The sequence below is a fragment of the Streptomyces yunnanensis genome, assembly GCF_029011865.1.
Taxonomy (GTDB): Bacteria; Actinomycetota; Actinomycetes; order Streptomycetales; family Streptomycetaceae; genus Streptomyces; species Streptomyces yunnanensis.
In genome coordinates this window covers 242,690-262,724 of sequence record NZ_CP095749.1, presented here as the reverse complement: position 1 = coordinate 262,724, position 20,035 = coordinate 242,690, and the positions used below count along the sequence as shown (strand labels likewise).

Here is a 20,035-nt window from a genome sequence, read left to right as displayed (position 1 = left end):
TTCTCGGCCTCCCATGTCAGGCCCAGAAGTCGAACTCGGCCCGCAGATGGCCCTTGGTGACCCGGCCTCCGTCGCTCCAGTAGTAGGCCTTGTACTCCTCGCCCTTGTTCAGGTGCATGCCGATCATGGTCGAGCCGTACGCGCCGCAGTGGGCGTTGCCGCAGGCCCAGTCCCACGTGATGCGGTTGCCTTTGCTGTCGGTGATCTCGATCCAGTCCCAGCCGTCGTACGGATCCCGCCCCGAGGGCGTCATCCATGTCACGTTGATGCCGGTGAGGTGGGACTGGTACCACCAGCCGCGGTACTGCGCCGGCGACACGTCGCTGATCAGGTAGTCGGCGTTGATCGTGGGGAACTCCGCCTTGGGGTCCCCGGGGCCCACTTTCTGGTGCGTCGGCGGCTGCCAGTGCTCACGCGCCGAGTTGGTCGCGGGGGCCGCCTGCGCAGCGGCCGTCGTCGACCTCTCCGAACCCTGCGACGCCGCGGAAGCCGTCCCCAGCGCCACCACGGACACACTCGCGAGCACCCCGGCCATGACCGCGGCCCGCCACTCGCCAGAAGGACACTCCATGGGCTCACCCACGACATCACCCACGGCCGCACCGGTGACCGGCGCGGCCAGTGGGATCGGCCGGCACTGCGCCGAAGCACTCGCCGCACGCGGCACCCGCGTCGCGGCACTCGACGATGGCGCGCCCGACGTCTGGCACCCACCGTGCTCGGCCCCCTGCTGGAGCGCGTCGTAAAACGAGGGGCGAGCAGCGTGAACGGATCGCCCTGACCGCGACGCACGACCTCGCCGCCACCGGCCTGCGACCGCTCCTAGATGAATGAGTCCAATGTTTTCAGTGGTCGAAGGCGATCAAGGATCGTTTGGCCTTCGCTCCGATGGTCCAGTTGTGCCAGACACCTGCTGCTAGGGCGAGGAGCCGTTGACCGGTGCGGGCGAACACTCCGGGCAAGGTTCTACCTCCGTGTTGTTCCAGGCTGAGCTGGCCTTTGAGGGTGTCGAATACCGCCTCAATCCACTGGCGGACGCGGGCCAGGCGTCCATGCCGGACAGGCTCGTTCTTCAGGTCCGGCCACACCAGGTGGACGCCCAGGCACTCTTCGAGAAACGCCTCGAACTCCCGCCCGGCGAAGCCCCTGTCCGCCAGGATCACTTGACCGCAGCGCACGAGGTGGTGGTCGCGTTCCAGCAGCGCGGTCATCACCTCCCGTTCGCCGAGTTTGGGGTTCGCCAGGCACCAGGACACAGGCATGCCTTCGGCGGTGGTCAGCAGGTAGAGCCGGAATCCCCAGAAGAAGCGGGAATGGCTCGCGCAGTAGCCATATCCGGCGTGCCCGGCCAGGTCAGAGCGTTTGACTGTCTCGCGGGAGGCTGCGCAGGGCAAAGGCGTGGAATCGATCAGCCGTAGGTCGTCGTGCCACGACGGGACCTGCCTGGCCAGGGCCTCGAGCACACGGCTGATCAACGGGCCGGCTGCGTTCAGACGCTTGTTGTAGGCGGACTGTTGAGGCAGGTAGCGAAAGAGGTGTCCCAGTCGGGCGTGTGCGAAGCGGATCCAGTGCCGGGCCTAGGGGAAGCCCAGCAGTACTTGGGCGACGGCGAGGCACAGCAGTTCGGCGTCTGTCAGTTTCGGGGGTCGCCCGATCCGGCGACGCGGGGCCACATGGTCGTCGATGAACACGTACAGTGCCGCCAGAAGGGCGTCCAGGTTTGTCGTCACACACGAGCCAACGGGCGCCCTTCGCCACGGTCGCGGCCAGCACAAACATCGGACTCATTCATCTAGCCGCCGACGATCCCCGCGTCGTGGGCGAGGAGGCCGGCCTGGGTGCGGTTGACGCAGCCCAGCTTGTCCAGCATCCGCGAGACATAGCCCTTGATCGTGGCCTCGGTGAGGTACAGCCGCGCCGCGATCTGCGCGTTCGACAGGCCCTCGCCGAGACCGGCCAGCACCTGGACCTCCCGCTCGGTCAGCGAGCCGACCAGTTCGCGGGCGCGGTCGCGGGCCGAGAGGTTGTCCGTCGACGCGGCGATGAGCCGGCGGGCGGCGGAGGGCGACAGGACGGTATGCCCCCCGGGCGGCGGTCCGCACCAGACCGATCAGCTCCTCCGGCGGCGTGGACTTCACCAGGAACCCGGTCGCTCCGGCCCGCAGCGCCCGGAGCACGTACTGGTCGGCGTCGAAGGTGGTCAGCACCACGATGTTCGGCGGGTCGGCGAGTTCATGGATGCGCTCGATCGCGGTGAGCCCGTCCATGCCCGGCATCCGCAGATCCATCAGGACGACGTCCGGGCGGCTGCGCAGGACCGCCTCGATGCCGGCCGCGCCGTCGTGCGCCTCGTCGACGACCTCGACGTCCGGGGCCGAGCCGAGAATGGTGCGCAGGAACACGCACACCATGGGCTCGTCGTCCACCACCACTACCCGGGCCACGCTCACACCGCCGATTCGGAGGTCGGGACGAACGCGGGCAGCATCGCCTCGACGCTGAACCCGCCGTCGGAACAGGGTTCGGCACGTAATGTGCCGTGCACCACCTCGATGCGCCGCCGCAGATGCGCGATCCCCAGACCGGAGCCGGTCTCGGCGAGGGCGCTGCGGGGACTGCCGGTCGGCGGCGTGTTGTGGACCATCAAACGCACCTGTGTGTTGTCGTACTTCACTCGTACCTGCACCCTGGCGCCCGGAGCGTGCTTGCGCACATTGGTCAGGGCCTCGCGCAGCACGTGGTAGGCGGTGCGCCCGACCACCGGTGAGGCCAGCGACGGGTCGCCCTCCTCGATCAGCTCGGTCGAGATCCCCACCGCCACGGACTCGGCGACCAGGTCGGCGAAGTCCGCCACCGCGGGTGTCCGGTCGCCCTCCGGTGCGGTGCGCAAGATGCCGACGAGGTCCCGCAGTTCCTCCAGTGCCTGGCAGCCCGCGGTGCGCAACTCCTCCGCCGCCTGCCCGGTCGCCTCGTCAGGTGCGGTCACCTTCAAGGCGCCGGCCTGGAGCACCATCAGGCTCACCCGATGGGTGACCACGTCGTGCATCTCGCCGGCGAGCCGGGCACGTTCTTCGGTGCGGGCCTGCTCGGCCACCAGATGACGTTCCCGTTCGGCGCGTTCGGCACGTTCGACCAGTGCCTGCATCAGCCGGCGGCGGGTGTCGAAGTACAGCGCGAGCAGCGGCCCGACCGCCGTACGCAGCAGCCCGATCGTCATGTTCGTGGTGGACGGGTCCCAGGGGCGCATGACGACGAGGGTGAAGGCGGCGAGCGCGAAGTACGCCGTGCGGCGGTTCTGTTGGTAGAAGAGCGGGCCGTAGGCGGCCAGCAGGGTGGACACGGGGGCCCATACGTTCCCCTGGTGGGCCGACGTCAGCAGGCCCATCGGCGAGTTGAGCAGGGAGATCGCGAGCGTGAACGCGCCGAGCACGCCGACGACCGTCAGCGGGGCGATGCGGCGGACGGCGAGCGAGGCGCAGGCGAGTGCCTGGACGCCCAGCATGACCCAGGCGAGGGTGCCGGGGTGGTCGGGCCACCAGGTGGCGTCGGCCAGTGTCATACCGGTGTCGAGCAGCACGAGGCCGACCGCGATCGTCACGTCCACGGCGAGCCGGTGCCGGCGGTGCCATGGTCGGGCACCCGCCGCCCGGTCGTCCGTCATGACACTCACCGTAGGCCATGCGTCGTGCGGACCTCTGCCGGTCGGCAGCACTGCCTACTTCCGCCTCGGACGGACCCTACGAAAGTTGTATGCCAGGCACGGTGAGCCAGCCTTCGTCGGGTGCGGAACAGGCCGTCCCCGAAGCCGGTCCGTGCTGAGCGGGTCGGGGCGCTCGGCCGGGCTTCTCACCAGCCGACGGTCCGCCCCCGGCGACGCCGGGGAGGGGGAGAGGAGGCGTGAGGCGGCAGCGTCGCCGACGTCCGCCGTGGCCGCGCCCCGGCCCGGCCCCTCGTCACACTCCGGGCGCGGGGCGCACGGTGATCCCGTTCCGCTCGAACAGTGCCGCCGTCACCCCGTCCCCGGGCACCAGCTCGCCGGCGAACGACCCGTCGTACACCGCCCCACGCCCGCACGAGGGACTGCGCGGCATGAGCAGCGCCTCGGTGCAGCCGCCGTTACGCGCCGCCGCGAGTGCGCGGTGTGCCCCGTCCACGAACTGTGCCGTCACGTCACGACCCGTGTCCTCGACGATCCGTGCCCTGCCGTCGAGCACGTCGTGCCCGTCGCCGCCCACCAGCTCCGCAGGCCGTCGAGGTGTTGCGAGTCCGCCCGCGACCTCCGGGCAGAACGAGACGACATCGCGACCGGCCACCGCCTCCTCGATCTCGGACGACGCCTTGTGGCGTCCGTCGAACCGGCAGGGCACCCCGCGCAGGCACGCGCTGACCAGGATTGCTTCCATGCCGCCAGGCTAGTCGCCGCGGCACGCCGGTGGCCGATCCGTAGGCGCGCCGGTGGCGGTGTGCTGGTCTCGGGGGGTGTCCGATGAAGCGCCATGGGCGATGGAGGTCAGGCGTCCTGCGGGTACCAGCGCAGTTCGACGGTGTTGCCGTCCGGGTCCTGTACGTAGAGGGAGAGCGCGGTGCCGCGGGCGCCGAAGCGTTCACCGGGGCCGTCCAGCACGGTGAAGACGCCGGAATCGATGACCTGCTGCCAGTCCAGCGGTTCGACCACCAGGCAGATGTGGTCGACGTTGGAGCTGTGCGGTCGTTCGTCGGACGCCCTGATGAGGTCGATGAGGGTGGTGGGGCTCACCCGTACGGACGGGAAGGGGGCCTTGCCGGCGCGCCACTCGTCCACTCGCACCGGTTCCAGCCCCAGCGGACCGGTGTAGAAGGCCAGCGAACGCTCGATGTCGGCGACGTTCAGGACGAGGTGGTCGAAAGCGATCACGCGCATGGGTCTCTCCGTGGGTTGGGGCGCCGGGACGCCGGTGGTGGTACGACGGGTCGACGGTCCCGAACCGCACCAGTCCGGTCCAGGCCGCCGGTGACTGGGCGCTGGTTGCTGGTTGCCGACCGCCCGGTCCGCCGTGGACATCAGCATCGCGCGGCAGGCATCCATCGGTCCAACACATGCTCGTCATCAATATCCATCGTGTTTCATCATGGATCCATGGATCTGCAGCAGATGCGCTACGTCATCGCGGTGGCGGAGACCGCGAGCTTCACCCGTGCCGCCGAGCGATGCCACGTCGTCCAGTCCGCACTCAGCCACCAAGTGGCTCGACTGGAGAAGGAGTTGGGTGCCAGGTTGTTCGAGCGGAGCAGTCGCCGGGTGCGGACGACCACCGCGGGGGAGGCGTTTCTGCCCGCTGCCCGCCAGGCGCTGGAAGCGGCCGAACGGGCTCGTGCGGAAGTGGCGGCGGCCACCGGCGAGATACGGGGCAAGCTGACCGTGGGATCGATACCCACGGTGGCGGCGGTGGACCTCCCGGCGGTGCTACGGGACTACCGCCTGCGCCACCCCCGGGTACGGATCAGCCTGCGGGCCGGTTCCAGCGAGCAGCTCGTCGAGCGGGTGCGCGAGGGCCGGCTGGACGCGGCGTTTCTCGGTGTACAGCCCGGATTCCGGCCGCAGGGCGTCCACGATCGGGAGCTCGCCCAGGGGCAGCACGTCGCCGTGCTCGCCCCGGACCACCCACTGGCCACGCGACACGAGGTGGACCTCAGCCTCCTCGCCGAGGAGGCGTTCGTGGACTTCGCCGACGGCAGTGCCGCCCGCGCCCAGTCGGACCTGGCGTTCGCGGCGGCCGGGCTGCGGCGCGAGGTCGCCTTCGAGGTGTCCGGGGTCGAACTCATGGCCCGTATGGTCCGCCACGGACTGGGCATCGCCCTGCTGCCCGCGGCGTTCGCCGCCGAGCTCCACGGCCTGCGGACCGTGCCGATCATCAACGGGCCGGTCCGCGTGGAGCACCTTGTCTGGAGCCGCTTCCCGCTGTCACCGGCCGCCTCCGCGTTCCTTGCACTGCTGGACGTCGACCCCCAGCCCTTGGCGGATCTGTGATCGACCACCTGCGGTGCCCCGCGCCCCCGACGAACATCCGATTCCGGCGAACATCCGATTCCGGCGATGTATGAGCAGGTCAGCGGGCAGGTCGTGAGTCAGGTCGGTGGGAAAGGTCAGTGGGGGTGCTGCTCCGGGGAGGGCGGCAGGTGGAGTTCGGCGACGGCCCCGCCGTCGGGGGCGTTGGAGAAGCGGAGGTCGGCTCCGAGGACGTGGGCCTGGCCGGCGGCGATGGTCAGACCGAGGCCGTGGCCGGTCCGCCTGCCCCCCTCGGACCCGCCCGACTGGCTCCGGAACCGCTGGGGCCCCTGGTCGAGGAGATAGGCGGGGTAGCCGTCACCGTGGTCGCGCACGGTGATGACCGGGGCGTCGACGGTGACCACGACGGGCGAGCGACCGTGTTTGTGGGCGTTGGCGACGAGGTTTCCCAGGACGCGTTCGAGCCTGCGCCGGTCGGTCTCGACCGGGCCGTCCCGCACGACGCGGACCTCGGTAGTCGTCCCGGTGGCCCGTACCGCGCGCTCGGCCAGCGGGCCCAAGAGGTGGATGTCGAGGTCGGCGCTCTCGACCTGGGCGTCGAGCCGGGAGATCTCCAGCAGATCCTCGGTCAGTCCGCGCAGGGCCTGGACACGGTCGCGCACCATGTCCGTCGGGCGACCGGGCGGCAGCAGCTCGGCCGCGGAGTGGAGCCCGGCGAGCGGGGTGCGCAGCTCGTGGGAGACGTCGGCGGTGAAGCGCTGTTCGCTGTGCAGCCGGGCCTGGAGGCTGGCGGCCATCGCGTCCAGGGCGGTCGCCACGGCGGCGGCCTCGTCCTGGGCCCGGTCGGGGCGCAGGGCACGGGGGTCGTTCACACGGGCGTCGAGATCGCCGGTGCTGATGCGCCGGGCGACGCGGGCGGTGTGGTGCAGTCGGCGGGTGATGCGGGAGACGGAGATCAGGCCGGCGGCCAGGGTGAGCGCGATGGCGGCGGCGGAGGAGCCGATGATGGCCCCGTCCAGGCCGCGCAGGGACGCCGCCTGTTCGCTGTAGTCCAGCCGGAGCGCGAGCACCTTTCCGCCGGTGACGGGGGTGGCGGCCCACATCACGGGGTGGCCCTGGTGCGTGGCGAGCTCGGTTCCGCGCTCGTGCCGCTGTACGACCATCGCGCGGAGCGAGGCGGGGAGGTCCGGCGGATTCACCGATACGTCGCGGTCGAGGGGGTGCCCGGCGACGTACGCGGACATGCTGCGGTCCAGTTCAGCCAGCGCCGTGTGGCGCGCACGGTCCTGCGTCTGCCGGTCGACCAGGACGTGTACCAGGGTGCCGAGCACCGCGGCGAGCAGGCAGCACATGACGGTGATGAAGACGCTGGCCTTCCAGTAGAGCGTCGCCGTCCAGGCATGCAGCCACCGCGGCGGACGCGGCTGGGGAGTGCGCACGGCTCACCTGCCCGAAGGGGTTGCGGAGGCCGGGGCCCGTCGGCCGTAGCCCACGTCCTGGATGGTCATGACCTGGTGTCGAGGATCCCAGGCGTAGACCGTGCGGCTCTCGTAGCCGGGCGCGTCACCGGGCTCGTGGATCACCAGCTTGCGGTCGGCGACCTCCACCGACTGCGGGGAACTGGTGGAACCCAGGATCGAGGTCACCACCCCGTCCTTGACCGTGTAGGCGTAGATGATCAGGAGGTTGCTTCCGCTCTGGACGCCGAGGATCAGCTCGTCCTTCCCGTCACCGGTCAGATCGTGGTACTCGGGGGCCCGCACCGGGCAGGAGGCCGATCCCGGCTTGTCGGCACAGGAGCGGATCTTGCGCTCCTCGTCCTTGTCGAAGGCCGACTGGTCGTGGCGCTTGTCCCAGTCGATCTGTGCCAGGAGGACGGAGCCCGCGGACACCTTGCGGAGGTCCCCGGACGGCACTCGCGGCAGCGCGGTCAGCGGCTGCGGCTTCTCGTCGCCTCCCGTGGCCGGCGAAGCCTCCGGCGCGGGCTTACTGCCGGGCCACAACGCTGTCGGACCGGTGATGGGCGCGACGTGCCCCGCGCTCTTGGGCACACCGGCCCCCGCGCACCCGCCCAGCAGCGCCGCCGAGCCCGCCACCACGACCGCCAGCGCCACCGTCCGTACGGCGGCACGGGGCGTGGGCAGGCCACGGGCAGGGGGCACGGTGCTGCTCCCCGAAGGATCGGAAGGTGCAGGGGCTGAGACGTGAGGAGTCAAACGTTCTCTCCGCGTGGGCTCTGCGACGGTCCGACAAGTCCGAAAACGGTAACCCACGGTTCGGGCGACGGTTCGTGGGGCCCGTCACAGGCGGTTCCCGGCCCGGGCCGGAAGCGGGCCCGGCGCCTCCGCGCGCCCGGCAGGCGGCACGTTGCGGTGGCCGGCACCCGGCCCGTCGGAACCGCCGGCCATCGCGTCGTTCCGCTGCCGGACGGATGCCCGATGGAAGCCTGAGGGAAGCCTGAGGGAAGTCTGAGGGAAGTCTGAGAGAAGCCCGAAAAGAATTCGGCCGGCGATGTCGAGAACCCGCGACCGGCTCCGTCCCAGGGGTGAACGCGGCCACAATGGGTCGCACCAGCACCGAGGAGAAACATCATGGCCAAGTACTTGCTGCTCAAGCACTACCGTGGCGCTCCGGCTCCGGCCAACGACGTGCCCATGGACCAGTGGACGCCGCAGGAGATCTCGGCGCACGTGCAGTACATGCAGGACTTCGCGGCCCGGCTTGAGAAGACCGGCGAGTTCGTCGACGGCCAGGCGCTCGCCCCGGAGGGTGCGTGGGTCCGGTACGACGGCGAGGGGCGCCCGCCGGTCACCGACGGACCGTTCGCCGAGACCAAGGACCTCATCGCCGGCTGGATGGTGATCGACGTCGACTCCTACGAGCGCGCCGTGGAACTGGCCGGGGAGCTGTCGGCCGCGCCGGGGGCGGGCGGCAAGCCGATCCACGAGTGGCTGGAGGTGCGTCCCTTCCTGACCGCGCCGCCCACCATCACGGAGTGACCTCCCCGATGAACGAGGCCCTGCTCCGGAGCCTCACGCCGAGCGTGCTCGGCATCCTCGTCCGCCGCGGAGCCGACTTCGCGGCGGCCGAGGACGCCGTGCAGGACGCGCTGGTCGAGGCCGTCCGCGTCTGGCCCGACGCCCCTTCCCCAAGCTCTCGGCTTCGCTCCAGCAGGGGAGACCCCATTCGCGACCCGAAGGGGTGGCTGACCACCGTGGCCTGGCGCAAGTACCTCGACGCGACCCGGGCGGACGTCGCCCGCCGCCGGCGCGAGGATCACGTCGACCAGGAGCCGGCCCCCGGACCCACGCCCTCGGTGGACGACACGCTCCAGCTCTACTTCTTGTGCGCCCACCCGGCACTGACACCCGCGTCGGCGGTCGCGCTCACGCTGCGCGCCGTCGGCGGCCTGACCACCCGTCAGATCGCCCAGGCGTACCTGGTGCCCGAGGCGACCATGGCGCAGCGCATCAGCCGGGCCAAGCGGACCGTCTCCGGCGTGAGGTTCGACCGGCCCGGCGACGTCGCCACCGTGCTGCGCGTGCTCTACCTGGTCTTCAACGAGGGCTACTCCGGCGACGTGGACCTCGCCGCCGAGGCCATCCGGCTCACCCGGCAGCTCGCCGCCGCGATCGACCACCCGGAGGTGGCCGGGCTGCTCGCGCTGATGCTGCTCCACCACGCCCGACGCGCCGCCCGGACCGCGCCCGACGGCAGCCTGGTACCGCTCGCCGAGCAGGACCGCGGCCGGTGGGACACCCGGGCGATCGCCGAAGGCGTCGAGATCCTGCAGGCGGCCCTCGCCCGCGACCGGCTCGGCGAGTTCCAGGCGCAGGCCGCCATCGCCGCCCTGCACGCCGACGCGCCCACCGCCGCGGAGACCGACTGGGTACAGATCGTCGAGTGGTACGACGAGCTCGTGCGCCTGACCGACAGTCCGGTCGTCCGGCTCAACCGCGCGGTCGCCGTCGGCGAGGCCGATGGTCCGCGCGCCGGCCTGGCGGCGCTCGCGACACTGGACGCCGCACTGCCCCGGCATGCCGCGGTGGCGGCCTACCTCCACGAACGCGACGGCGACCTGACAACGGCGGCACGGCTGTACGCCGAGGCGGCCCACCAGGCACCCAACCTCGCCGAGCGCGACTACCTGACACGCCAGGCCGCCCGGCTCAATTCCCACCGGGGTCGCTGACGCTGACGGGTGGGCTCGCCTGCCGCCTGCCGCCTGCCGCCTGCCGCCTGCCGTCTGCCGTCTGCCGCCACGGCACTTGGTGCGGTCGTGGCCAGAGTGGTCGCCCTCCAACGGGCAGGGCCAGGGAGGGCGGAGGCGGTGCCTTGAGAAAAACGGATTGCTTCGCGCGGAGAACTCACGTTGGCTGGGCGGCATGACCGAGTTGCTCACCGATCGCCTCATCCTCCGTCGATGGCGTGCCGCCGACCTTGAACCATGGGCGGCCATGAACGCCGACCCCGAGGTTCGTGAGCACTTGGGCGACGTGCTCACCCGTGAGCAGAGCGATGCCTCTGTGGCGCGGTTCCAGGCCGAGTTCGACCAGCGAGGCTATGGATGGTGGGCCGTTGAGGTGCGGGCCACGGGCGAGTTCATCGGCTTCGCGGGTCTGGACCAGGTGGACGACGGGTTGCCGTTCACCGGAGTGGAGATCGGCTGGAGGCTCGCCCGATCGGCCTGGGGCCAGGGCTACGCCACCGAGGCCGCGACGGCGGTTCTGGCCTACGGCTTCGACACGCTCGGGCTTCCCGAGATCCTCGCGGTGACCACGGCGACCAACCTCCGTTCCCAGGCGGTGATGCGCCGGATCGGGATGACCCGGGACCCGGCCGACGACTTCGACGACCCCGCCGCGCCCGAAGGGCCACTGCGCCCGAACGTACTGTTCCGCATCGCCCGCGGCGCGGGAGTCTGACGTTCTCGGCCGGGTCGCCCGATGAGGCCGGGTCGGCGAGGGAACCTCCGCGCCAGTGCACGAGGTTGCCGATCACGACGTTGCCGATCCGGGCCGGCCGATGGCCTCGCCCACTGCCTCGGCCACCGGCCAGGTCGGAGCCGCAGGTGTACCGGGGCCGGGACCAGGACCGGGGTCGGCCGGTCAGCCATGGCCCTCAGAATGATCGGGTCGAACTACTACAGGGGCAGCCTTCCTCGACCGTCCCTTCGAGCTCGCGGCACGTGGGCAGCCTGATATGGATGGGGCAGCGGACTGCCCCCGTCTGCACGTACGCGCTGGTACCCGTGTCGTGCGCGGGCGGGGTCGGGGGCGGGGTCGGACCGGCACAGGCCGTGGCAGGGACAACGCAAAGCCCCAAGGCCGCCGCGATCCCCGCTACGAGAAGACGAGAAATCTGCATGTTCGTGTGAACGAAGCCGACTGATCCAGGTCACCGGCGGAGCCACACACCGCACACCCGAACCGCCCCTTGCCGCACTGGTGGCAGGCCCCCTGAGGGCACTCGTTCTGGTCGATCGGCCTGGCAGGCGGGGGCGAAGGCAGCTCTGTTTGCGGTCACCCGCTCGCCGTACCGCACTGCTCCGCTGCGCGGGTCAGCCACCGATGATCGCGAGCACGCCGCGCAAACCGATGAACCCCGCGCAAACGGCAAAGATGACGCCGACCACGAGCAGCACACAGAGCACGGAGACCACCACGAGGGTCCACGTACAGCCGACCGCTGACGCGTAATCGGCGTCGTCATCCCAGTCGTGTCCTGTCAATGTCGTGTCCTGTCATTTCCGCCCTTCGGACCGCATCGTACCGAGCAGATGGTGCGGAGGGAGTCGGAGCGTCAGCCGATCTGCACGGTGATGCCCGCGCCCGTCATGTCGGCGGATCCAGGAGCGGGCAGTCGCCGCCCCCGGGGCGCATGGTCGTGGTCTGTTGCCAGCGTTCGGTCGCCCTCGGAGAGGGGCGCGCGGCGCCGGTCCGGCGCCGGTGCGTCGTGAAGCTCCACGGCGCGTACGGTGCGCTTCCGCTACGGCGCCAGACCTCGGCACAACGCCACGATGTCCGGACGCACTCGGCCCTCAGCCGCCTGGCACAGCGGTCGCATGTGCTGTCCCGTCCACCGCGGCGGAGTTGACGGCAGCCACGGCGGCTTCGGCGCCGGACGATGGTGAACACCCGTCGGAGTGCGCGGAGTCGCCTGCGGTCGCGGCATCGGTCTGCGCGGATGCGTCACCGACTCGTCCGTCGCCCGGGCAGCCGGGAGGCTGCCGGTGGCCCGCACCGGGCGCTCAACTGCCGTCCCCCTGGCGGCTTGTTCGTCCTCGGGTTTCGGGGAGCCGGCCCGGTCCGACTCCGGTGCCCTGGCCACCAACTCGTGTCCCGGCCCCGGTGTGAACGGTGCCGACCAAGAGGGGGAGGGCACCGGTTCCGGTCCTGGTCCCGGTGCCGTCGTCGGCCGCGCCATGGCAGGCGGCCGTAGTTCCACCGTCATACACCCACACACCCCGGTGGCCAACACTCCGACCAGGGTCAACCATCCCACCGTACGCCCAGCAGCGATCATGTACTGACCAACGCCGTCTGGCGCCGGACGTCACTGTCAGGCGCACCGGAAGGCCGACTCCGCGTCGCCGTTGGCGGCGGGAAGGCTTGCCGTCCGGCAGCGGTCGATCCCGTCCGGGTGGGTGTGGCAGGACCACCCTCTTCGCCGTGCCTGCCCGTACGTTGGTCGGCATGGACACGAAACGGCTGGGTGAGTTCCTTCGGGCCCGGCGGGCGCTGGTGCGCCCCGAGGAACACGGGATGCCTGCGGGGGCGCGCCGCACTCCCGGTCTGCGACGCGAGGAGATCGCGGTGCTGGCCGGGGTGAGCACCGACTACTACGTGCGGTTGGAGCAGGGACGTGAACGCAACCCTTCGCCCCAGGTGTTGCGCGCACTGGCGGCGGCCCTGCTCCTGAAGGACGAGGAGGCCGTCTACCTGCGCGCGCTGGTCGACCCGCCACGAGCCGGGCGGCCCCGGCCCGCCCGGGAGTACGCCAGCCCCCAACTCGTGTCCCTGTTGGACGCCTGGGCAGACACACCCGCCTTGGTCTACGGCCGGTACCTCGACCTGCTGGCCGTCAACTCCCTGGGCGAGGCGCTGTTCTCCTGGCTCGGCGGCCAGACCGGTTTGCTCACGGCGATGTTCCTCGCCCCCGCTGCCCGGGACTTCTACCGTGACTGGGACGTCGTGGCACAGGGGTGCGTGGCGGCGCTGCGGGCCGCCAACCCCGACCCGGACGATCAGCTCCTGCAGAAGCTGGTGGGCGAACTGTCGGTGCGCAGCCCCGACTTCGCCCGCATGTGGGCGCGTCACGAGGTACGGGCCAAGTCGGCGTCGGCCAAGCGTTTCCACCACCGGCTGGTCGGCGACCTCACGCTGGGCTTCGAGACCTTCTCCGTCAACAGTGCCCCCGGCCAGCACCTCGTCGTCTACCGGGCCGAACCCGGCAGCACCGCCGAGCAGTCGCTGGCCCTGCTGGGCAGCTTCGCCCTCACTGATTTCCATGACATTCACGACGAAGGGCATATCACTCATGAACTCCCCTGACGCTCCTGTGTGGTTCATCACCGGTTGCTCCTCCGGCCTGGGTCGGGCACTGGCCCGAGCCGTCCTGGAGCGCGGCTGGCGGGCCGTGGTCACCGCCCGGGATACCGGGAAGGTCGCCGACGTGGTCCTCGGCCATGAGGAACGCGCCCTCGCCTTGGCGCTGGACGTCACCGACGGCGAGCAGATCGCAACGGCGGTCGCCCAGGCACAGGCTGCCTTCGGGCGGATCGACGTACTGGTCAACAACGCCGGCTACGGCTACCTCGCCGCCATCGAGGAAGGCGAGGACGACGAGGTGCGCGCCTTGTTCGACACCAACGTCTTCGGGCTGGTCAACGTCACCACGGCCGTCCTGCCGGCCATGCGCGCCCGCCGCGCCGGCCACATCGTGAACATGTCCTCGCTGGGCGGCCTGGTCGGCTTCGGTGCCACCGGCTATTACCACGCCACCAAGTTCGCCGTGGAGGGACTGTCCGAGTCGCTCGCCGCCGAGGTCGCCCCGCTGGGCATCAACGTGACGATCGTCGAACCCGCCGCATTCCGCACCAACTGGTCCGGGCCCTCCATGCGCCAGTCCGCCACCGCCATCGACGACTACGCCCCCACCGCAGGCACACGGCGCGCCGGCACCCTGGCCACCTACGGACACCAGCCCGGCGATCCGGCACGCGCCGCCCGGGCCGTCATCGACGCCGTCACCACCCCGGAGCCCCCGTTGCGCCTGCTGCTGGGCAAGGCCGCATACGACCTCGCCACCACCAAGCTCGACTCCCTCAGAACCACCTTCGACGGCTGGCGGACGGTGACGCTCGGCGCCGACTTCCCCCCGGAGCGGACCGCAGGCTGACGGCGGGCATCGCCGACCTCAGGTGCCGGCCCCGCGTCCCCACCCGCCCCGCGCTGACGGACGCGCAACGACTTGAGGACGGAGAACAACCATGGTCGCTTTCACAGCTCCGCCCGGCGTTCCGTGACAATCCTGATCCCGGTGCAATGCCTGGATGATGCCGAGCACCGGGAATTGGTGCGGGGCTCGGAGTGTGGACGGGGACAGCCGGACCGGCCTCCGAGAAGGCGCCCGGAAAACCAGTCGATGCCGATCACTCCGTACCGCAGGCGTAGATACGGATGGGCCTGCGGCAATCCGCCCGGAAGCCCTGAGGCAATCCGTCCGGAAGCCTTGCGGCAAGATCTCGCAGTGGATACACCCGACAGTGCGCGCATGTAAAGAGTGAGGCACGCACCTAACAGGATGCGGGTGCAGGGACCATCGTCCTATAGCGGAACGACTCTGCGGTCGGCCAAAGTAATGACCACGTCGAGGAAATATGCAGAGGCCATGACGGGAGTGATCGTGTCCGCACAGATAACAATTGATCCTGGCCGTTTCAGCCAGTTCGGTGAACCCACCGGAAGCAGCTTCTGCCTGATCACGAATTCCGAGTTGGTCGACCAGATCGAAGTCGTCGAGACGGCTCCCTACCGGGAGTTCCTCACCATCACGATGGACCGGGGAGACGACTTCGCGGAAATCCTCGACAAGAAGATCCCGGAACCCGCGCACGTGCTGGTGGTGTCTCCCCACAGGTTCTTCGAATCACCGGATCCCGATCTGGTGGGACAGCGCAAGATCATGGGCATGGCGTGCAACTCGACGCCCACCGGCCTCGACGAGATCCGGCACTTCCTCGGTGTGATGGAGCGGACATCGGCGGCCGACCAGGCGGCGTTCTGCGACACGTTCTTCGAACTGGCCGAGGACTCGGAGCACTTGGTGTACGCGGACCCGGTGCACGGCACCCGCGCCACTCTCGACCACCTGCGCGAGGGCCTGGTGTGGAACCAGCAGGCCGGACCGCTGGACTGGGGCGACCAGCAGATCGTCCCGTCCGGTGAGATCAGCGTGCTGCCGGTCGAGATCAGGGAGTTCGACGAGGCCCTGAAGCTGCCTCTGGAGGGCGAGATCACGCTGCGCGGGTACCCGATCCTGCACAACGGCACGCCCTCCTTCTCCCGGACCGACCAGGCCCGCATCCACGCCCAGCTCTGGGCGATGCGCGAGGGTGCCATCAAGGCCACCGTCGAGGACGGCAGGATCACGCACCTGGAGGCGCTGGACGCCGCGGCGGCGCCGGCGGTGGCGATGCTGGAGCAGATGTTCGCCGTGGACTCCCGCTATCGAATCGTGTGGGAGATCGGCCACGCCCTCAACGTCACGCACGACATCCTGCCCGGGAACCACGCCATGAACGAGGTGTACGGCGGTACGGAAGGCTGCCTGCACTTCGGCCTCGGACTCACTCCGTACACCCAATACCACCTGGACATCATCGTGCCCGACACCCGCGTGCTGACCAGTAATGGAGCCCCGGTGATCGGCAACCCGGACCACCCCACCGTCGAGCGGGTCGTTCCCGCGACCTAGCGGGTAACGGCCGCCCGAACCGTCGGGGTGAACGCAAGAAAACAAAACAAACAGGAGGTGACTGCCATGAAGAAGATCAAGGTGCAGAAGAACCGCAACTACCTGGGCACGCTCCTGGGCTGAGTACCGACCCACGGCGGGGCATGAACCATGCCCCGCCGTGGGGTTCTCATTGTCTTTTCTAGGGAGTGCGCCCGTGTCACCGCTGGAATTCACGACAAGCGACTTCGGTCAGTTCGGCGAGCCGGCCGAGACATTCTGCCTGATCACGAGCGAACAGTACCGCGAGCCGCTTTCCCTGGTTCCCGGAGACGGGTGCTCCCGCGTGCTCCACCTGACGCTCCCGCCCGGCGCGCGCCTGGGCGAGCTGATCGCGCGGAGCGTTCCCCCGGACGCGCACGTGCTGGCGGTCTGCCCTGGGCGGTTCCTCGACTCGCCGACCGAGCAGGAGCTGGGCGGGCGCAAGCTGGCCGTGCTGCCGGCCGGATCCACGCCGCTGACCGATGAGCACATCCGCTACTTCCTGCGCACCGCCGCCCGCTCCGACGCCCGCCAACACGCGCGGACGGCCGAGGAGTTCTTCGACCTGGTGGGGGACAGTGCCCGGCTCACGATCGTCGACGACACCTCCGGCACCGAGGCCGAGTTCGATCACGGACTCGGCGAGTGTGTCTGGAACCAGCAGGCGGGCCTCCTGGAAGCGGGCGACCAGCAGATCTTCCCGCCGGGGAAACTGAGCGTCACCGCCGCGGAGATCACCACCTTCGCACCGGACGCCAGGCTGCTCGGCCTCAACGGGGACCTGACCCTGCGCGGATGGCCCATCGTCCACCGCCACGAGGACCCGGCCGACGGCCCCGACCAGCAGCGGCTGTTCGAAGCGCTCTCGCCGCTCGTCGCCAACCCCGTGACGCTGCACATCACCGCCGGCAGCATCGAGGGCGTCACCCCGCAGACGGCGGCGGCGACACCGGCCGCCGCGGAGCTGGAAAAGCTCCTCACCGACGACCCGCGCTACCGCGTCATCTGGGAACTCGGGTTCGGGATCAACACCACCACGGAGGTCATTCCGGCGAACTGCGGCCCCAACGAGGTGTACGGCGCGACCGGCGGCGTCGTGAACCTCGGACTGGGCGTCACTCCGGCGACGCGCTTCGCCCTGGCCTTCCTCTGCCCCCGCAGCTCGCTGCTGACATCGGACGGGACCGCCGTGCTCGGCGCCCGCAAGGCGATGCGCCGCGGCCGGATGCAGCGCGTCTCCAGCGCCGGCTGCGGCTGCCACTGACCCCAAGGAGGAATGCACGCCATGACGACCAACCCCGAACTGCGCAAGAAGGTCGACGCGGTCCTCGACACCTTCATCAAGGACTTCTACGAGACGGTCCCGTTCGCCCAGCACCAGAAGAACTCCGCCGAGCTGAACCTCGACTACTACAAGCGCCACAACATCGAGACGATCCTGCGGTTGCGCCGCAAGCGGACCGTGGACGCGCTGGCCATCAAGTACTTCACCAAGGTGGACCCGGTGCAGGCCAAGGCGTGGGCGCACTACACCGACGACGAGATGCTGCACGACCGGCTGTTCGCCGCCGACCTCGCCAAGGTCGGGGTCACCAAGGACCAGATCTACTCCACCGAACCGCTGCTCTCCACCAAGCTGCTCACCGGATACCTCCAGTTCGGCATGGAGTTCGAGGACAGCCCGCTGGCGCTGATCACCAGCGTGTACTTCGTGGAGTACGTCACCACCCGCACCCAGCCCGAGTGGCTGGACAACCTGGGCACGGTGCTCGGCGAGGAGAACGTCAAGGGCGCCCGCGCCCACGTCAACACCGACCTCGACGACGACCACGACGACTTCGTGTGGCGGGTGCTGTCCACACTCATCAAGTCGGAGGCCGACGAGCAGAAGGTCATCGAGCACCTCAACCACATCTACTGGCTGTGGAAGCTGTACTTCGTGGAGCTGCACCAGCTCACCGTGGTCGGCAAGAGCGACGCACAGATCCCGCTGCCCACCGCGGCCGACGTCTGAGCGGGGACGGCGGTGGCTGACGACGACCGTGCCAGGCGGCCGGACGGGCGGCGGGGAGTGGAGATACTGACCCTGCCGCCCGGCCGGGACCTGCCGACCGAGACCGAGAAGCGGATCGTGGACGGCCTGGTCCTCGCCATGCCGGGGCTGCGCACCCGCCAGCTCTTCACGCTCCGCCGCGACATGCTGACCCAGGCCGACCACGTCGTCGTCGGGGTGGACCGGGAGCGCGACCGGGTCGTCGCGCTGCTCACCTCGCGGTGGGCGGAGCTGCCGTCGGGGCGGACCTGTCTGCACATCATGATCCAGTTCGTGGGCGACGCGTACCGCAACGGCGCGGTCTTCAAGGAGAGCTGGGCGGCGCACTTCGCCCGGCTGCTCGCCGACGGCCGGCCGTTCCCCGAGGTGATCGCGCTCAAGACCTACAACCCCGTGGTGCACTGCGCGATGTCGGCGTTCAGCGGTCATCCGGACATCAGCATGTACCCGGACCTCGCGGGCAAGGACGACAGCCAGGCGGCCCTGGCGACCGAGGTGGCCGAGGCGCTCGCGCCCGGAGCGGCCTTCGACCCGGCTCGCGGAGTCGTTCCCGGCATCGGCCGCCCGCTCGACCTGTACCGGGAGCGGCCACTGAGCCATGTGCCCGATGCCAACCGGTACTTCGCCGAGCACACCGAGCCGGGTGACCGGGTGCTGTGCCTGCTGCATGTGCCCACACAGGCGGGGGCGCACGCGATCCTCACGGCCCTCGGGGTGCCGCTGCCCTCCGCGCAGCACTGAGCCCCACTCGGCCGACCGGGCCCGGCGCCCCCTACGGGGCTCCGGGCCCGTCGGCCGTCCCCACCCACCAGGAACTCCATCCACCAGGAACTCCAGGAACGCGAGGCAGCATGTCAGACGAGACCCCCCTCGACTTCCCCCTCGACTACTCCCGGGCCCGCGCGGACTTCCTGGGATCGGCGCACGAGGCGGGCGCACGCCTGAGGACCTTCGTCCTGCCCGGCCACCGCGGGCCCGACGACGGCGAACTCGGCGTCGACACCGCCTATCTGGGTCCGGCCGACCCGGTGAAGCTGCTGGTGACGGTGTCCGGGACACACGGCATCGAGGGCTTTTGCGGGTCGGCCTGCCAGACCCGCATCCTGCTGCGGGAAGGCGTCGCGAAGGCCGCCGCGGGGCCCACGACCGGCGTGCTGCTGGTGCACGGCCTCAACCCGTACGGCTTCGCCTATCTGCGGCGCGTCAACGAGGACAACATCGACCTCAACCGCAACTTCGTCGACCACGACGCCCCACCGCACAACGACGCCTACGACGCCGTGCACGACACGCTGGTGCCGCCCGGGGGCGGCGGGTTCGCCCCCGACGAGCTGGTCGCCGACCTCGCCGCGCTGCGCGATCGGCTCGGCCCGCAGCGTCTTCAGGAGGCCGTGACCCGGGGCCAGTACCGCCACCCCGACGGCCTGTTCTACGGCGGGCAGGCGCCGACCTGGTCCCGGCGGGTGTTCGAGACGGTGGTGGCCGAGCAGATGGCCGGCGCGGCCCAGGTCGGCTACATCGACCTGCACACCGGGCTCGGCACACGCGGTGTCGGCGAACCCATCTTCCGCGGCGGTCGCGACGCGGACGCCCACCAGCGGGCCCGGCGCTGGTACGGCGAGGCACTCACCGCCTCGGAACAGGGCACTTCCTCCTCCACCCCGATCGTCGGCAACACGGCGACCGCCGTGGCGGCCGGCCTCGGCGCGGACAGCCGACTGACCGCGATCACCCTGGAGTTCGGAACCCAGCCGGGGCCCCAGGTGCTGCTGGCGCTGTGCGCCGACGCCTGGCTGCACCGGCACCATGCACCCGCCGACGCCGTGCGCTCGGACCTCAAGCGGCTGATCCGCGACGCGTTCCGCCCCGACGACGCCGACTGGCGCGGGCGGGTGCTCCGGCGGGCGCGGGAGGTCTTCGACCAGGCCCTCGTCGGGCTCGCGGACGAGAAGTAGAGCGCCGACCGGACGGCCCGGTCAGGTCGGGGGGACTGCCCT

The 20,035-nt window shown here is 70.4% G+C and carries 19 protein-coding genes and 2 pseudogenes; 11 read left to right on the top strand and 10 right to left on the bottom strand.

Annotation, left to right across the window (positions count from 1 at the left end; genetic code table 11):
* Positions 1-16: 16 nt before the first annotated feature.
* From MOV08_RS01090 to MOV08_RS01065, 6 genes and pseudogenes are all read right to left on the bottom strand, one after another.
* Positions 17-571, bottom strand: a complete 555-nt coding sequence (locus MOV08_RS01090) for a hypothetical protein (protein ID WP_275305787.1) — start codon at positions 569-571, stop codon at positions 17-19.
* Positions 572-845: 274 nt separating this feature from the next.
* Positions 846-1,730: pseudogene (locus tag MOV08_RS01085) on the bottom strand (IS982 family transposase).
* Positions 1,731-1,792: 62 nt separating this feature from the next.
* A pseudogene (locus MOV08_RS01080) lies at positions 1,793-2,411 on the bottom strand (response regulator).
* Between the two features lie 35 nt (positions 2,412-2,446).
* The gene (locus MOV08_RS01075; RefSeq protein ID WP_039628738.1) at positions 2,447-3,661 is read right to left on the bottom strand and encodes a sensor histidine kinase; all 1,215 of its coding nucleotides are present in this window, start codon (positions 3,659-3,661) and stop codon (positions 2,447-2,449) included.
* A gap of 292 nt (positions 3,662-3,953) precedes the next feature.
* Positions 3,954-4,403, bottom strand: a complete 450-nt coding sequence (locus MOV08_RS01070; RefSeq protein ID WP_039628735.1) for a 2-thiouracil desulfurase family protein — start codon at positions 4,401-4,403, stop codon at positions 3,954-3,956.
* 107 nt (positions 4,404-4,510) lie between these two features.
* On the bottom strand, positions 4,511-4,900 hold the full coding sequence (locus MOV08_RS01065; protein ID WP_275305786.1) for a VOC family protein: 390 nt from the start codon (positions 4,898-4,900) through the stop codon (positions 4,511-4,513).
* Positions 4,901-5,116: 216 nt separating this feature from the next.
* Between MOV08_RS01065 and MOV08_RS01060 the strand changes: the two genes are divergently transcribed.
* A complete protein-coding gene (locus MOV08_RS01060) occupies positions 5,117-6,007 on the top strand; it encodes a LysR family transcriptional regulator (protein WP_275305785.1) in 891 nt (296 codons plus the stop codon).
* Positions 6,008-6,123: 116 nt separating this feature from the next.
* On the opposite strand, the gene MOV08_RS01055 is transcribed toward MOV08_RS01060, so the two are convergent.
* Both MOV08_RS01055 and MOV08_RS01050 read right to left on the bottom strand, forming a co-directional pair.
* Entirely contained in the window at positions 6,124-7,425 is a 1,302-nt protein-coding gene (locus MOV08_RS01055; RefSeq protein WP_039628730.1) for a sensor histidine kinase, read from the bottom strand.
* Between the two features lie 3 nt (positions 7,426-7,428).
* Positions 7,429-8,148, bottom strand: coding sequence for a hypothetical protein (locus MOV08_RS01050; protein ID WP_275305784.1), 720 nt, complete (start codon positions 8,146-8,148; stop codon positions 7,429-7,431).
* Between the two features lie 429 nt (positions 8,149-8,577).
* Here MOV08_RS01050 and MOV08_RS01045 point away from each other — a divergent pair, with 429 nt between their 5' ends.
* The 3 genes from MOV08_RS01045 (at position 8,578) to MOV08_RS01035 (ending at position 10,911) form a co-directional block, all read left to right on the top strand.
* Positions 8,578-8,985, top strand: coding sequence for a YciI family protein (locus MOV08_RS01045; protein WP_039628725.1), 408 nt, complete (start codon positions 8,578-8,580; stop codon positions 8,983-8,985).
* A gap of 8 nt (positions 8,986-8,993) precedes the next feature.
* Positions 8,994-10,178 carry an RNA polymerase sigma factor gene (locus MOV08_RS01040; protein WP_275311674.1) on the top strand — a complete coding sequence of 395 codons (1,185 nt, stop codon included), beginning with the start codon at positions 8,994-8,996 and terminating at the stop codon, positions 10,176-10,178.
* A 193-nt stretch (positions 10,179-10,371) separates the two neighbouring features.
* Positions 10,372-10,911 (top strand): GNAT family N-acetyltransferase, encoded by a 540-nt coding sequence (locus MOV08_RS01035; RefSeq protein WP_275305783.1) that lies wholly within the window; start codon positions 10,372-10,374, stop codon positions 10,909-10,911.
* A gap of 635 nt (positions 10,912-11,546) precedes the next feature.
* On the opposite strand, the gene MOV08_RS01030 is transcribed toward MOV08_RS01035, so the two are convergent.
* Positions 11,547-11,717: a hypothetical protein gene (locus MOV08_RS01030; RefSeq protein ID WP_275305782.1), complete on the bottom strand. Its 171-nt coding sequence runs from the start codon at positions 11,715-11,717 to the stop codon at positions 11,547-11,549.
* Between the two features lie 71 nt (positions 11,718-11,788).
* Positions 11,789-11,953, bottom strand: a complete 165-nt coding sequence (locus MOV08_RS01025; protein ID WP_275305781.1) for a hypothetical protein — start codon at positions 11,951-11,953, stop codon at positions 11,789-11,791.
* A 728-nt stretch (positions 11,954-12,681) separates the two neighbouring features.
* Here MOV08_RS01025 and MOV08_RS01020 point away from each other — a divergent pair.
* The 7 genes from MOV08_RS01020 (at position 12,682) to MOV08_RS00990 (ending at position 19,993) form a co-directional block, all read left to right on the top strand.
* Entirely contained in the window at positions 12,682-13,539 is an 858-nt protein-coding gene (locus tag MOV08_RS01020) for a helix-turn-helix domain-containing protein (protein WP_275305780.1), read from the top strand.
* Positions 13,526-14,386: an oxidoreductase gene (locus MOV08_RS01015; protein WP_275305779.1), complete on the top strand. Its 861-nt coding sequence runs from the start codon at positions 13,526-13,528 to the stop codon at positions 14,384-14,386. The genes MOV08_RS01020 and MOV08_RS01015 overlap by 14 nt, the downstream gene beginning before the upstream one ends.
* Positions 14,387-14,878: 492 nt before the next feature.
* Positions 14,879-15,964: a hypothetical protein gene (locus MOV08_RS01010; protein ID WP_039628720.1), complete on the top strand. Its 1,086-nt coding sequence runs from the start codon at positions 14,879-14,881 to the stop codon at positions 15,962-15,964.
* A 325-nt stretch (positions 15,965-16,289) separates the two neighbouring features.
* Entirely contained in the window at positions 16,290-17,249 is a 960-nt protein-coding gene (locus MOV08_RS01005; protein ID WP_159030730.1) for a hypothetical protein, read from the top strand.
* Positions 17,250-17,270: 21 nt separating this feature from the next.
* The gene (locus tag MOV08_RS01000) at positions 17,271-17,999 is read left to right on the top strand and encodes a hypothetical protein (RefSeq protein ID WP_239009866.1); all 729 of its coding nucleotides are present in this window, start codon (positions 17,271-17,273) and stop codon (positions 17,997-17,999) included.
* A 12-nt stretch (positions 18,000-18,011) separates the two neighbouring features.
* A complete protein-coding gene (locus MOV08_RS00995; protein WP_275305778.1) occupies positions 18,012-18,779 on the top strand; it encodes a hypothetical protein in 768 nt (255 codons plus the stop codon).
* Positions 18,780-18,889: 110 nt separating this feature from the next.
* A complete protein-coding gene (locus MOV08_RS00990; protein WP_275305777.1) occupies positions 18,890-19,993 on the top strand; it encodes a M14 family metallopeptidase in 1,104 nt (367 codons plus the stop codon).
* Positions 19,994-20,035: the final 42 nt, after the last annotated feature.